This is a genomic window from Mesorhizobium sp. M0139 (genome assembly GCF_040322455.1).
GTDB lineage: Bacteria > Pseudomonadota > Alphaproteobacteria > Rhizobiales > Rhizobiaceae > Mesorhizobium.
Window position 1 is genome coordinate 421,793 of the sequence record NZ_JAMYTN010000002.1, and the last position, 12,250, is coordinate 434,042.

Genomic DNA, 12,250 nt, shown 5'->3' on the forward strand with positions numbered 1-12,250 from the left:
CCGCCATTTCGGATATCGCCGCGACCAGATCGGACAGCCCCATGACCGACGCAATCCTCGTCCTGAACGGCGGTTCCTCAAGCCTAAAGTTCGCGGTCTTTGAGGGACGCGACGAACTGCCGCTACTGCTGCGAGGCAATGTCGCCTCGCTCAGCCAGCATCCGCGGCTGCGTGTGGACGCTGCAGCGGGATGGCCTGAAATAGACCGGAGCTTGAGCGGCGGACCGATCGATATCGGGGAGGCATTCGCGACGGTTGCCTCGGTGCTCAAGGATCGCGATCTTCTCCCCGTCATCGTCAGGGTAGGGCATAGGATCGTCCATGGTGGGCGCGGCTTGACTGAAGCGACGCTGCTCGATCAGCCCACACTGGAGTCGCTCCGGCTGCTCGAACCGCTGGCTCCGATCCATCAGAGGATAAATCTCGAAATTGTCGCACTGGCAGCCGACCTCCTGCCACAGGCGATTCAGGTTGGTTGCTTCGACACAGCGTTTCATTCTGCAAGGCCTGAGATCGCAAAGATTTACGGCCTTCCTCGCGCGATGACCGAGGCAGGCCTGGTCTCCTATGGCTTTCACGGACTTTCGTATAGCCACATCGCTTCGAAGCTGCGTGATCGCTACGGCGCGGGCGCCGGCGGCCGGGCGATCGTCGCCCATCTCGGCAGCGGTGCGAGCCTGTGTGCCATGAACGCTGGAACAAGCGTCGCCACGACGATGGGGTTTTCAACGCTCGACGGCCTTGTCATGAGCACGCGTTGCGGTGCGCTCGATCCGGGGATCATCCTCCACCTCCTAGAGGACAAGAGGTTGTCGGCCGACGAACTGGTTGTCCTTCTCTACGAGCAATCAGGCCTGCTAGGGGTGTCAGGAATATCCGGGGACATGCAGACGCTTATCGGCTCTGGGGATTCAGCTGCCGCCGAGGCTGTCGGTCTTTTCATCTATCGCGTTGGGCGCGAGATAGGGTCGCTGGCCGCTGCCCTCGGAGGGCTGGATACGCTGGTGTTCACTGCCGGTATCGGCGAAAACGCCCCTTTGATCCGGGAAGGGATCGGTGCCGCGGCCGGCTGGCTCGGCGTCAAGATCGACCATGACCGGAACGTAAAAGGCGAGGAAATGATCAGCCTCGCCGGTTCCGGCGTCGACGTGCTTGTCATTCCCACGGATGAGGAAAGATCGGTCGGCAGCCAATTGCTCGCGTTGTCGTCGCGACGAGGGCGAGACACCGCATTATGATGCCATCGGTGAGGAGATGCTGACATGCTCAAAATCCCCGGCGCAGCGGAAGCCAACACATCTCTGTCGGCGCGACTTAACCACAAATGCTTCTGCATTACGCTCGACCGGACAGCACTTTGGGCGGCGCTGAACCATGAGGCCGGCGACCTCGGATTCTCCGAAACCTTCATGGCGTCGCGGCCGCATCTGTTTTCCAATGTTCCGGTCTTCCTCGCCGCGTCTGCCCTCGATGAGATGCAGGGTATTGTCGTTGCCGTCGAGGCGACAGCCAGGCTGCAAGGTTACCGCGACGCCGTGCTCTCCTGGGCTCCCGAAATCGCGCAACGGGATTTTGGACCGGTCGGCGCTATGATGGGCTACGATTTTCACCTCAACGATGACGGTCCCAAGCTGATCGAGGTCAACACCAACGCGGGCGGTGCTTTCCTTAATGCCTTGCTGGCCAAGGCGCAGAAGGCGTGCTGTTCCGACGTTGACCGTGCGTTGATCGGCGCCAGGGACGATCGCTTCGAAACCAGCGTCGTTGCGATGTTCGAGAGCGAATGGCGCCGTCAGCGCGGAGCCGGTTCGCCGCGAAGGATCGCGATCGTCGATGATCGGCCTGAGGAGCAGTATCTCTATCCTGAATTCGTGCTTGCGCGGCAGCTATTGCTGAAGCACGGCATAGACGCGGTGATCGGCGACGCGAGCGAGCTGAAATATGATGGCGGCAAGCTTCGGCTCGACGGACAGGAGATTGACCTTGTTTACAACCGCCTGGTCGATTTCACACTTGATCGCCCGGAGCATGCTTCGCTCAGAACTGCTTATCAGGACGGCGCTGTGGTGGTCACACCCAATCCGCACAACCATTCGCTCTTTGCAAGCAAGCGCAATCTCACACTGTTGTCCGATCCGGCGGCACTCGAATCATTCGGCCTTTCTCTGGAGATGCGCTCGCGGCTTGCGGGTGTGCCGCGGACCACGCTGGTCACGCCCGACAATTCGGATGCCGCCTGGCAATCCCGTAAGGAGATGTTCTTCAAGCCGCACTCAGGCCACGGCAGCAAGGCGGTCTACCGCGGCGACAAGGTCACGAAGGGGGTTTGGGCCGAGATCTCCCGTGGCGGCTATGTGGCCCAGGCGTTTGCCTCACCCGGACAGCGCATTATCGAGATTGATGGCGCGCCCACGCCGCGCAAGATGGACGTGCGGCTTTACACTTATGATGGCCAGGTGTTGCTCGCGGCCGCCCGCCTCTACCAGGGCCAGACTACAAATTTCCGGACACCCGGCGGCGGTTTTGCCCCGGTGCTTGTGATCTAAAGATGCGGGATCATCGGTGGTAGACATCGCACTAACGAGAAAGCAGAGTTCCGGCCACTCGCCGAACCCGGCCACGGGTGAACAAACGGTGCACGACCGAGTGGCAGGACACAATACTCTCATTTTTAAGCCCTGAAAGGCTGCGTTCAGACGACCGTCACTCGCCCGAGAGCAAGCAAAATTGCGAGGACGCCAAGGGGTCCGAATATCCGTGCGTCCGGCGATCGGCCGAAGCGCTGGACAGATTCCTGGCCGCATCGAGGCCGATCAATTGCACGTTTGTAGCTTGGGACCGCGCGTCGATCCCATTGAAACGGATGCGTCGTCAATGAATTTCGATCGTGTCGCCGTCGATGACCGACGCAACGCCGGCGATCAGCCCTGGGCTAGGGCTGATCTGGCTCGACAGATGGATCTTGGGTGCACGGTCGCTGTGCTGCATGACGAAGGCGGCCATTGCAGCTACGGCCACGAAGATCAGGCGCTTCGGAATGCGAGCCAATTGGCGTGCGCCCGCAGCTTGGCGCCGGTCCGCTTGCGCCATTGCCAACACCGATTGTCGTATCGGTATTTTTCCAAACCCCTCCCCCCGATGAGAGGATGCGACTGTTTTGGTTTGGAGTCCAGCGGGCCGGCTCCGCAGGGTTCGGGATGCGCTAACTAGCCCGCGGCCTGGCTTTCGGTCCTGGCAAGCTTTCGGACGGATTTGCGGTCAATCTGGCGGTTCGCCGATCTCTTAGCCACTGCGACCTCTTTTTTGCCACCAGTTCTTCGCGGTCGTCGTCATCAGCGGTCTTTCGGCCATGTGCGGCGATCGCATAGTCGGCTCTGTTCGTTCGATAATCTTCTTTTTGCACGGACATCGTTTTTCCTCCCTTTGGCCTTTCCCTCCCTTGGGATTGGGCTTCGTCGCACGAGCGCCTGGAGTGTGCTCGGGCAACCAACCCCTCCGCCGCTCGTTGACCAATGCTGGCTCGTGCCAGCTACTCCAGGCCGATTGCCCGCCGGCTCATGCTGGCGGCCTTTTTTGCTTGAGTCGGGAACATCCTCGCTCTGAGGCTGTTCGGTCACACCCGGCTCGTTCTTCAGCGGTCCGTTCCGGTGACCAAGATGTCCTCTCCACTCATCATGGTCGGCCCGCGCAGCCTCGGAAGCAGCGCGGGCCATCCCGTCGCAAGCCCGCTGGCCTCGGTCGGCCGGCTTTTTGTTTTTCTCCCGAGAACGTGCCGACTACCTTAGGTGCCATCAAGCCCTTTGAGTGACCCCAAAACTTCGGCCTAAGACCTTCGAGATTCGAAGCGAATCGGCCCAAAGGACGCTGATCTCGCTTTCGCATTTCAAAGATTTATGCGGTTTGCGTTGGGTGGCCGGCCCCTTCGTTCTCGTAATGAAAGCACAGCTATATCTAAGTTTACCCTTTGTATTAGCGATTCCTCATGTTGCCGGCTATACGTTTAGTGGCGGTGGCAATGTCGGAGGAAATTATGACATCCCGCAAGACCCTTTTTGCTGCATTCGCGGTGCTCGCGCTCTTGGTGTCGCCGGCCCTGGCTGGTGCTGGTGGCAACGGCCATGGGAATGGTAACGGCCATGGCAATGGTAATGGCAATGGCAATGGCAATGGCAATAGCGGAGGAAAGGGTAATACTAGCAGCAATGGCGGAGGCGGCGGTTCGCACGGCAAGTCGGCATCAGCCAAGGGCCAGGCCGCCAAGGGCCAGGTCGCCAAGGCCGCTACCGCTTCAGTGTCCAAGGAAAAGAATATCCATGCCAAGCTCGGCCGGTTGAACTCACTGCAGCGCAACGCCAACGCCTTTATGCACTCCAAGAGCAAGAACTTCGCTGGCGTGCAGGCTTTTGTGACACAGTCGGCAATAGCCAAGAACGCTCAATCGGCGCTCGATGCCGCTAATCAGGCGGTTGCCGACGCCAAAGCGGCGCTCGACGCGCTGAATGCGAAAGCGGCTGACCCGAATACCCCGCCCGAAGATGTCCCGACGCAGGCCGACCTCGATGCAGCACAGACAGCATTCGATGACGCCACTCAGGCCGCGGCCGATGCTCAGGCCGCCGCCGCTGACGCCGCTGCCAACGTCCCATCGCTCGATGCAGCTCTTGCCCAAATGGCCAACAAGCCGGTTGACCCTGAGGTGACAGATTGGGCCAATGGCGTGCTTGCCGAGAAGATCGACCAAGTAGCCGCCAAGCTGGCGCCGGCCACGCCTTGAGGCCCTCATGCGGCGGCAGCAGTCGACGATAAAGCCGTCGGGTCCGCCCGGCGGCTGCATCTGGTTGGGTCCGCGCTTTCCTTTTTAGGTGGCGCGGGCCGCTTTGGATTAGAAATTGTGTCAACCGCCCGACGAGCCTGCTGCCCTCGCTGGCGCGAGCCGGAATGCATAACGGTTCCGGATTTGAGTGTTGAAATAGACGCCCTTGGCAAAGGCAGCTTTGAACGCAGCAACGGCCTCAGCAGGCACGTCCAAAAACTCGTAATGCTTCCCGCTCGCTACAAACCAAACCGAGAGAACCCTGGTGTTGGGGTCATAGTCGAACTTGCGTATCGAGGTCGACGGCATTGTATGCCATCCAAAAACTCAGCTAGCCGAGTTGGATCCTCAGCTACAGGCTGAAACTGTATTCGAATATATGGCCGCGCTTTTCGTCGGCAACCCTGATCCAGATGGGCTCGCTGGTGCGCAGAGTGATGTCGCGCTCTGTCGCTTCCCGCGCCGCCCTGATCGGCGTTGTCGCGTGGACGATGTGGGTAGTCGTCACGGTATCGCCATTTCCTCAACGTGGTATTTCGGCACTTTTGGTCCTAAGCGTCCAGTTCGAGCGGCTCGTGCTCCGGATCGGCATGATAAGCGACCTGGCGAAAATCGCGCATATCAATCTGTTGCCCGCAAACAGGGCAAGGGAGGAAATGCGCGAGTTCGCTCGCGGGCGGTCCTTCATGTCGGTGCCCGATTAGTGGTCTGCCGAGATCAGATAGCCTGGTCATTATTTCCGCAGAGCCTTCGCTTCTCGCTCCAGCGTCTCGCGTTGGTTGCCGTGCTTCGCGATCAATTCCTTGACCTGTTGCGGGGTGATGCCGGTTTTGCTGGCGAAATACTCGACCTCATAATCCTCATCGGCTGAAACACGGTCCCGATCGCGAAAATCCCGTTTGCTCTTGTCGTCGGCCATATCTCGATTCCTCCTGCGAATATTGAGCAACGTATAGTTAGCGTGTTTGTTGCACCAAAAGCCGATTTCCGGTTTCGGAACCATTTTAGCTTAAGCTTATTGAATCGCCGGGTGTGGGTCTGTTTATGCGTTTAAAATTCATCCGGCCAATGGAGCCCGAGCTCTTCGATGTGCCGCCGGCCGGCGACGATTGGAGCCATGAAATCAAATTCGATGGCTACCGCACGCAGGCCATCAAAGACGAAGACGGCATCCGCTTCTTCACAAAGAACGGCTTCGACTGGACGGCTCGATATCGCTATCTCGCCGAAGAGGCGGCGGCGATCGAGGCGGAGAGCTTCATCCTCGAAGGCGAAGCTATCATGATCAACGGTGCCGGCCTGTCCGACTTTCATGCCATGCAGGCAGTGATTGGCCTGCGGCCATCACCAGATATCTACCTGGTTGCATTCGATCTGCTGTTCCTGAATGGGCATGACCTGCGCGGGATGCCGACCCAAGATCGTCGCGAGATGCTGCACGAACTGATTCCGGCCGGCGGGCACATCCAATTCAGCGAGGCGATGCCCGGCACCGGTGACGCCGTTTATCACCTGGCCGACAAGGCCGGGCTGGAAGGGATTGTTTCGAAGCTCAAGGGCAGTCCATATCGCAGCGGCAAAACGAGCGCCTGGCGGAAGATCAAGTGCTTTGAGGAAAAGGAAATGGAGATCATCGGCGCTCAGCGCGAGCGCGGCAAAGCTGCCCAGGTGATCATGGCTGAAAAGGGCCACTACAAAGGTGGTGCATTCGTCTCGTTCACTGCCGACAAGCGGCGGGTGTTATGGGATCGCGTCCAGGGCAAGGTTGGCGGCCCGGTCCCGAAGGGGCATAAGAAGGACAAGGCCGAGTGGCTGAAGCCTGGACTGGTCGGGAGGGTCAAGACCCTCAAAGGCGAAGACAAGCTGCGGCACGCAAGGCTGCTGGATTTCTGGGAAGATGGCACAGATGGCCGTGGCTAAAAAACGCCAGGAGCGCGTCACATGTGCGTAGATGTTGCCTGTATGAGCACGCCTTTTCACTCGCCACCCGCGGTTCGCGAACGCTCTGGAAAATTGTCGCGTCGAAACACTTCGGGCGTTGGACTGCAACTTCAGTGCGTTTCCCCCTTGGAAGGCCGCGCCATGCGCGGCGGGCATTTTAGCATCAGCTTGACAACTTGATCACTCCCAAGCACGATCGGTGGGATGGGAAAGCGAGGAGCTACCTTATGAAAAAGATCTATGAAAAGCCTGTCCTGACCAAGCGCGGAAATCTCTCCTATCTCACGTCGCAAGTCGTCGTCATTGTGTCGGGTCCTGCCTCTGAGACCTAATTCCATCTTCGACCACTGAAGCCCACTGGCTCGGCCAGCGGGCCTTTTGTTCATAGGCGGAATCTAATATTTTGGGCTGGTTTCAACCACGGCAGCCACAACCGGCTTCCGCCCCGATATAGACGCCCGACCACGAGAAACCGGGAGAGGTTTGCGGGCCATTGCGTGCGTGCAGGCTAAGGTTGGCGGCCGGCGCCGAAAGGGAGCGACAGGGGCGAACGGCTGAAGCCCGGTCTCGTCCGCTGCATGCGGTTTCTCAAGGGCGAAGAGAAAGCTTGGTTATGCCAAGCTTCTCGAGGCGATGCATCATCGGGAAGGCAACCTGCCCGAGAGCGACCAAGCCGTTTTGGATATGCTGGCGGAAAGGCCGGCCTCCAGAAGGCCAGCTGATCAAGCGCCATCGGCATGGATTGGGACTCGCTCCTCAGTGAAGCCCATTTCCTGAAAGAGCTTGAAGGCAGACTAAGCGAGAAATAATTCTTTCGATGGTGCCCCCAGAGGCAATCGATATCCGTTACAGCTTACTCCATGTCGGGAACGTCGCCACTGACGAACAACGTCGTTGGCGGGCCATATTCCCCTAGCGCGGGGTCTGCGTCACGGCTCCAGGCAATGACGCCAACATGGTTCGAAGCCAGCGCCTTCGCTGTGCGGATTGCACGCTCTTCACTTTGCTGATCGGTCGGGCCGTAGGTTGTGAAAAGCTCGCCGTCGTCGCCTCGATCAAATGCCACGACCACAATCAACTTCGGTTTGGCTTGGGTGGGCAGGACGTTGTCCGACATTCAAACCTCCTAAAGGAACCACTCGCCATCGCCGCGAGTTTCCAGCAGAACCAGTGCGATGGCTGCTGCGGCCAGGCAAAGCCGAAGCCTCCATCCTTACAGCAGCCGGGCTGCTCACACCCACGATTGTCGACGTGCCGTCGAGCGCGCGGCTCCGCTTTGATGCCTCCGGCAAGCTGGCCAGGTTCTTCGCTCATAGCGGGTTGATCGGCCCAACTAGGCCAGGATGGTCATTGGGCAACTTGTTGACGGCGGCGCTCGTGTTCACCTCACGCCCAACGCGGTTGAACTGCAGCTGACCTTCGATGTCGTGGCTGAGAATGTCCTTGAGGCTGTCCTTGGGCGTCGCCGGGTCCAGCCACGCGTCGTAGTAGGCTGGATCGAGGATGAGCGGCTGCCGATCGTGCAACTGCTTCATAGGGTCGCCAGCGGGCTCCGTGATGATCGTGCAACTGGTTATGCCGAGGTTGGAATTGTAGGCCCACAGGCCGGCAAACGAGAACGGCGTGTGGCCTGGCTGGTAAATGTGCCATGGGTCTTTCTTGCCGTCAGCCGGCGAGATCGTCCACTCGTAGAAACCATCGGCTGGTATCAGGCATCGTTTTGACTTGAAGGCGTCGCGGAAGGCTGGCGCTGTATCGATGCCCTCAATCCTCGCATTGAACATCGCCGCCTTGGGCATCTCCTTCGCCCAGAAAGGAACCAGCCACCAGCGCCCTTCACGGAGCCGGTGGTTGCCATCCTCACCCGCAGTCACGAACGGCACCTCCTGTGTAGGCGCAATGTTGTAGCGCGGCTCGTCGTTGCGGCCTGTCTCCGCAGGCGCCGTCAGTCTGTAGAGCCGGTGGATTTCCGACCACGACAGATATTTGGTGTAACGTCCGCACATGGCTCTGTCTCAGTTGCGCAGGAGTTCAGGCACGCTGAGCGGGCCAAGGTCGAGAATTCTCCTATACTCGTCGCTGCGGCGCCAGACGCCGTGTATCTTTCCCTTCTCGCGATCCCGCTTCGCGTCGAAGGCTCACCTTGAAGATCATCTAGGAACTCCCTTGCTTCGGATGGATCTGCGAAGCAGTGCAACCGGCATTCCTCATTGCCATTTGGCCAAACCGCTTGCACACGCTTAATTTGGAAAGTCATTCCGCGTTCCTGACAGAAGTCGTGAATGGCCGTCCGGTTCCGGCCAGTGCAGAGGTCGTCCGGCAGCGCGACTTGGTGAGGCCATTTTCCGTCGATTGTCGATCGCGCCGGAATGCTTCGGTTGCGCCTTACCATGCTGGCTCGAAAAAACTGGTAGCCTGAAGGCGCATCGCCGCCAGCGTCAGCGCGATCGCGGTGTTAGCCGGTGGCTTCTCCATGTAGAGCCTACCGTCAAAAGAGCGCCAGGCTGCACGCTCCTGTTATCGTGTTCGTCGCGCTCCAGCGCGATGATGCGAGCGTCGCAAGGGGCCTGGTCAACCTCGATCGTCCAGTCCTGGAGAGACTTCTGGGTGACGGAGGCAACCTCGGCCAAATTGCCCGTGAGATATGGCAATCCCAATTCAGCGGCCCCTTCCGGCGTCCCCGCTCATTCACCCAGCCCATTACATAGCAAATGTCGATGTCGAGTTGCCGATCTGGACCGGTGGCTGCTTCGAGACGCTCGATGAGCTTGGGGTAAAGCTGCTGTCTTTCGGGCCAGGTTGCCGGATTCGCGGTCTTCACCTTTGGCTCGGTTGGCCCCAGACATAACGCCCAGCGACTGATAGCCGGTTGCTCGCGCCATCCGGCGCAACAGGCCTCGTAAGCGGCGCGCTTGGCTTTCAGCCAGACATCGACCGCAACCTTTTGGCTCTTGCTCGGCTCTTCGCCTTGCGAAGATCCTTTGATACCCCAGACCTGTAGCGCAAACATGCCGCTTGCCGCGACTTCGGCGGCAATACCCTCCCGATCATAAACAACGTGGGCCGCATCGATCCCGCGCGCGATTTCTTCGGACGTAGCGCCCTCGATTTTCAAGCGAAGCTCCACGACTTCCTCCTGTGGCTAACCTGACGAGAGTGAACAAAAAGAGAACACAAGAGTCAAGATGATCTTGACTGGCGAGGAATATGTTCCTTATTTTCCATCCTCGATCTAGGCGAAAAGGGACCATGGCGAGGCGTCACCGCGCTGGCCTGTGAAGCTATGGGAAAAACGGCAGAGGACAATTTTCGGATAGAAGTCTGGGATCGAGAAGAAACCCAGCTCGTCGAGACGCTATGCCGGTCACCAGATTTCTTTGTCAGCCAAACCGCCTGGCACGTCGCGATCCGGCGCCGGCCGGGAATGCTGCTGATCCACTACAATGCCCGGCATGTGATGGAGAAGATGGTGACACCTGGCGACGTCAGGATTGACCCTCAGACCATCGTAGACGGCAGCGTGCACGCCGGCCTCGACATCGCGCTCGGTGATCTCCGCGAATGGCACACGCTGCGAGCCTGGTGCAAGAACTGCTCTCACTATGCTGAAGTGAAGCCCGCCGGCCTTATCCGGCGATACGGTAAAGGCGCGCTTTTCAGTTCGGTCGAGAAAGCACTTTTCTGCACCAGCTGCGACCGTGGCGGACCGGTTAGGCTCGAGATTCACAAGTTGCCGAGGAACTGAAGGCCATGAGGCCGAGCCGTCAGGACCCTCTTTAGCTATCAAGGCCACTGAGAGACTGGAACATATCCAGAACTTCCGGTGTGATTTTCGGTGTGACTTTTGGTCTCGAAATCCACACCAGGACACCATTTGTTCTAATTTTCCCGATTTTGTTCCGACAAGGCTCTTGCGCTACACCCCTTGAGATTATAGGGCTTTGCGCGGTCCGGAGTGTAGCGCAGCCCGGTAGCGCACTTGACTGGGGGTCAAGGGGTCGTCGGTTCGAATCCGGCCACTCCGACCAAACAAATAGTTGGCCGCTTCCCCCAAGGTGGCTACCGTCTTTTCGATTTCCCGCAAACAAGATGCATTCTTAAGCCGTCATGCTGGCGTGCCGCTCGACAAAGAGTTCGATGGGACCTGTGAGAAAAGCAGCCTCCTGCTTGATCTTCTCGTCGCTCCATTCCCACCACCGGATCGCCAGCAATTTCGCAATAACATCCTGTGAAAAGCGATACCGGATAAGCTTGGCCGGGACCCCGCCGACGATCGCGTATGGCGGCACATCCCTGGTGACAATGGCGCCGGCCGCAACAATAGCGCCATCCGCGATGTGGACGCCTGGCATGATCAGCGCTTGGCGGCCGATCCAGACATCATTGGCGATGGTAATGCCGACGGGTTTGCCGCCGTGCGCATTGAGATCAGTCGTGTCCATCATGCGGCTGTGGATCGGAAAAGTGGTTGCAGCCCAAGGCACGTGGCTTCCCCCGGAACATTCAAAGCTCACGTTGCCGGCGACCGAACAGAACGCCCCAAGGGCCAACGGAGTGGCGGCAGACGCTCCAAGCACCTTCTTCCGGCTCACCCCATAGGTGTGACGTCCAACGGTCACGCTTGGGGGCAGCTTGGATCGAAACAGATTCCTCGTGCGCAGCCACCCCGTCACAGTGACCTCTTAAGCTTCTGGAGCAAGAGATCCGCGGGAGTCCGCCATAGACGATATCGACTGGCCTTTTCAACCTGCTGGCCGACTGGCGCCATGCCGTACGCGTTAAAGAACGCATGAACACGCGGCTCAGCGAACTGCTTTTTGCCTCGGGTATTGTAGTGTCGGATCGGCAGGCTATGAGGGCTTATGGTTCGGCCGTTTTGAGAAAGGGCTACCCCGAGGCAGAACTGCTCGGGCGCCCAAGTGTCGGTCACCTCATGAACGGCCTTGATAGCGGCGAAGGCGTCCACCATGGCTGTGAGGTTGTCCCGGTGGATCCCGACGATGCCGCTGTTCCACATCGGTTCCTGGCCGGTCAGGACCTGGCCGCCGACGCTGATGTTCTTGCCCGGCAGCGCGTTCTGATAGATGCGATGCGGCCCTTCGCAGAGGCGCATAGAGGAATGGGTCGCAGAGATCGAGCGGAAGCCCTTCGACGGGTCACCCACCGGGTACATGTCGGTGTCCATGAAAAGGAGCCGATCTGCTCGCTGCAAAAGCTCACGCATAGCCCCGGCCTTGATACCGAAATGGTAGCTTCCGCCGAAAGACCACTGGTCTTTCTGTTCGGCCGTTATGAGCATTGTCTCAACAGGATAAGCGCGAAAGAGGTCAGTCCTGTCCGTTGCGACGACTATTCTGGAGGTCGGGCAATGGTGCAAAAGCTTGAGGGCGCTGAGTAGCGCGCCGCGATGGTAAAGCTCGTTCTCACCATAGGCGATGTAACCAAAAACGTCGTTCATTCCGCCACGTATAAAGGGTCGTTCAATCTTCTACTAGC

Annotated in this window: 14 protein-coding genes and 1 tRNA gene; 6 read left to right on the top strand and 9 right to left on the bottom strand. The window is 59.0% G+C overall.

Going from position 1 to position 12,250, the window contains the following annotated elements:
* The first annotated feature begins 41 nt into the window (after positions 1-41).
* Together NKJ58_RS04615 and NKJ58_RS04620 are read left to right on the top strand one after the other, a co-directional pair.
* The gene (locus NKJ58_RS04615) at positions 42-1,238 is read left to right on the top strand and encodes an acetate/propionate family kinase (protein WP_352852831.1); all 1,197 of its coding nucleotides are present in this window, start codon (positions 42-44) and stop codon (positions 1,236-1,238) included.
* Between the two features lie 351 nt (positions 1,239-1,589).
* Positions 1,590-2,546, top strand: a complete 957-nt coding sequence (locus tag NKJ58_RS04620) for an ATP-grasp domain-containing protein (protein ID WP_352852832.1) — start codon at positions 1,590-1,592, stop codon at positions 2,544-2,546.
* Between the two features lie 325 nt (positions 2,547-2,871).
* Here NKJ58_RS04620 and NKJ58_RS04625 read toward each other — a convergent pair whose 3' ends face one another.
* Positions 2,872-3,090 (bottom strand): hypothetical protein, encoded by a 219-nt coding sequence (locus NKJ58_RS04625; protein ID WP_352852833.1) that lies wholly within the window; start codon positions 3,088-3,090, stop codon positions 2,872-2,874.
* Between the two features lie 925 nt (positions 3,091-4,015).
* Between NKJ58_RS04625 and NKJ58_RS04630 the strand changes: the two genes are divergently transcribed.
* Complete coding sequence (locus NKJ58_RS04630) at positions 4,016-4,774, top strand: hypothetical protein (RefSeq protein WP_352852834.1); 759 nt, start codon at positions 4,016-4,018, stop codon at positions 4,772-4,774.
* 120 nt (positions 4,775-4,894) lie between these two features.
* On the opposite strand, the gene NKJ58_RS04635 is transcribed toward NKJ58_RS04630, so the two are convergent.
* The 3 genes from NKJ58_RS04635 to NKJ58_RS04645 form a co-directional block, all read right to left on the bottom strand.
* The gene (locus NKJ58_RS04635) at positions 4,895-5,122 is read right to left on the bottom strand and encodes a KTSC domain-containing protein (protein ID WP_352522110.1); all 228 of its coding nucleotides are present in this window, start codon (positions 5,120-5,122) and stop codon (positions 4,895-4,897) included.
* Between the two features lie 43 nt (positions 5,123-5,165).
* A complete protein-coding gene (locus NKJ58_RS04640) occupies positions 5,166-5,321 on the bottom strand; it encodes a hypothetical protein (RefSeq protein WP_352852835.1) in 156 nt (51 codons plus the stop codon).
* 225 nt (positions 5,322-5,546) lie between these two features.
* Positions 5,547-5,732: a DUF3606 domain-containing protein gene (locus NKJ58_RS04645; protein ID WP_352522112.1), complete on the bottom strand. Its 186-nt coding sequence runs from the start codon at positions 5,730-5,732 to the stop codon at positions 5,547-5,549.
* 125 nt (positions 5,733-5,857) lie between these two features.
* On the opposite strand from NKJ58_RS04645, the gene NKJ58_RS04650 reads away from it, so the two are divergent.
* The gene (locus NKJ58_RS04650; protein WP_352852836.1) at positions 5,858-6,733 is read left to right on the top strand and encodes an ATP-dependent DNA ligase; all 876 of its coding nucleotides are present in this window, start codon (positions 5,858-5,860) and stop codon (positions 6,731-6,733) included.
* An 874-nt stretch (positions 6,734-7,607) separates the two neighbouring features.
* On the opposite strand, the gene NKJ58_RS04655 is transcribed toward NKJ58_RS04650, so the two are convergent.
* From NKJ58_RS04655 to NKJ58_RS04665, 3 genes are all read right to left on the bottom strand, one after another.
* On the bottom strand, positions 7,608-7,871 hold the full coding sequence (locus tag NKJ58_RS04655; protein ID WP_352522114.1) for a hypothetical protein: 264 nt from the start codon (positions 7,869-7,871) through the stop codon (positions 7,608-7,610).
* Positions 7,872-8,064: 193 nt separating this feature from the next.
* Positions 8,065-8,760 carry an SOS response-associated peptidase gene (locus NKJ58_RS04660; RefSeq protein WP_352852837.1) on the bottom strand — a complete coding sequence of 232 codons (696 nt, stop codon included), beginning with the start codon at positions 8,758-8,760 and terminating at the stop codon, positions 8,065-8,067.
* Between the two features lie 482 nt (positions 8,761-9,242).
* Entirely contained in the window at positions 9,243-9,869 is a 627-nt protein-coding gene (locus NKJ58_RS04665) for a hypothetical protein (protein ID WP_352852838.1), read from the bottom strand.
* 168 nt (positions 9,870-10,037) lie between these two features.
* Here NKJ58_RS04665 and NKJ58_RS04670 point away from each other — a divergent pair, with 168 nt between their 5' ends.
* Together NKJ58_RS04670 and NKJ58_RS04675 are read left to right on the top strand one after the other, a co-directional pair.
* Positions 10,038-10,499, top strand: coding sequence for a hypothetical protein (locus NKJ58_RS04670; RefSeq protein WP_352852839.1), 462 nt, complete (start codon positions 10,038-10,040; stop codon positions 10,497-10,499).
* Positions 10,500-10,705: 206 nt separating this feature from the next.
* Positions 10,706-10,782 (top strand) — tRNA-Pro (locus tag NKJ58_RS04675).
* Between the two features lie 69 nt (positions 10,783-10,851).
* Here the strand turns inward: NKJ58_RS04675 and NKJ58_RS31475 are convergent.
* Positions 10,852-11,373 carry a CatB-related O-acetyltransferase gene (locus NKJ58_RS31475; protein ID WP_245263061.1) on the bottom strand — a complete coding sequence of 174 codons (522 nt, stop codon included), beginning with the start codon at positions 11,371-11,373 and terminating at the stop codon, positions 10,852-10,854.
* Positions 11,374-11,423: 50 nt separating this feature from the next.
* Entirely contained in the window at positions 11,424-12,212 is a 789-nt protein-coding gene (locus NKJ58_RS04685) for a hypothetical protein (protein ID WP_023682370.1), read from the bottom strand.
* Positions 12,213-12,250 lie beyond the last annotated feature (38 nt).

What these genes read in the sequence shown, in the direction of transcription:
- NKJ58_RS04615 (WP_352852831.1), top strand. Translation starts at nt 42, where the DNA reads ATGACCGACGCAATCCTCGTCCTGAACGGCGGTTCCTCAAGCCTAAAG.
- NKJ58_RS04620 (WP_352852832.1), top strand. Translation starts at nt 1,590, where the DNA reads ATGATGGGCTACGATTTTCACCTCAACGATGACGGTCCCAAGCTGATC.
- NKJ58_RS04625 (WP_352852833.1), bottom strand. Translation starts at nt 3,090, where the DNA reads ATGGCGCAAGCGGACCGGCGCCAAGCTGCGGGCGCACGCCAATTGGCT.
- NKJ58_RS04630 (WP_352852834.1), top strand. Translation starts at nt 4,016, where the DNA reads ATGTCGGAGGAAATTATGACATCCCGCAAGACCCTTTTTGCTGCATTC.
- NKJ58_RS04635 (WP_352522110.1), bottom strand. Translation starts at nt 5,122, where the DNA reads ATGCCGTCGACCTCGATACGCAAGTTCGACTATGACCCCAACACCAGG.
- NKJ58_RS04645 (WP_352522112.1), bottom strand. Translation starts at nt 5,732, where the DNA reads ATGGCCGACGACAAGAGCAAACGGGATTTTCGCGATCGGGACCGTGTT.
- NKJ58_RS04650 (WP_352852836.1), top strand. Translation starts at nt 5,858, where the DNA reads ATGCGTTTAAAATTCATCCGGCCAATGGAGCCCGAGCTCTTCGATGTG.
- NKJ58_RS04655 (WP_352522114.1), bottom strand. Translation starts at nt 7,871, where the DNA reads ATGTCGGACAACGTCCTGCCCACCCAAGCCAAACCGAAGTTGATTGTG.
- NKJ58_RS04660 (WP_352852837.1), bottom strand. Translation starts at nt 8,760, where the DNA reads ATGTGCGGACGTTACACCAAATATCTGTCGTGGTCGGAAATCCACCGG.
- NKJ58_RS04670 (WP_352852839.1), top strand. Translation starts at nt 10,038, where the DNA reads ATGGGAAAAACGGCAGAGGACAATTTTCGGATAGAAGTCTGGGATCGA.
- NKJ58_RS04685 (WP_023682370.1), bottom strand. Translation starts at nt 12,212, where the DNA reads ATGAACGACGTTTTTGGTTACATCGCCTATGGTGAGAACGAGCTTTAC.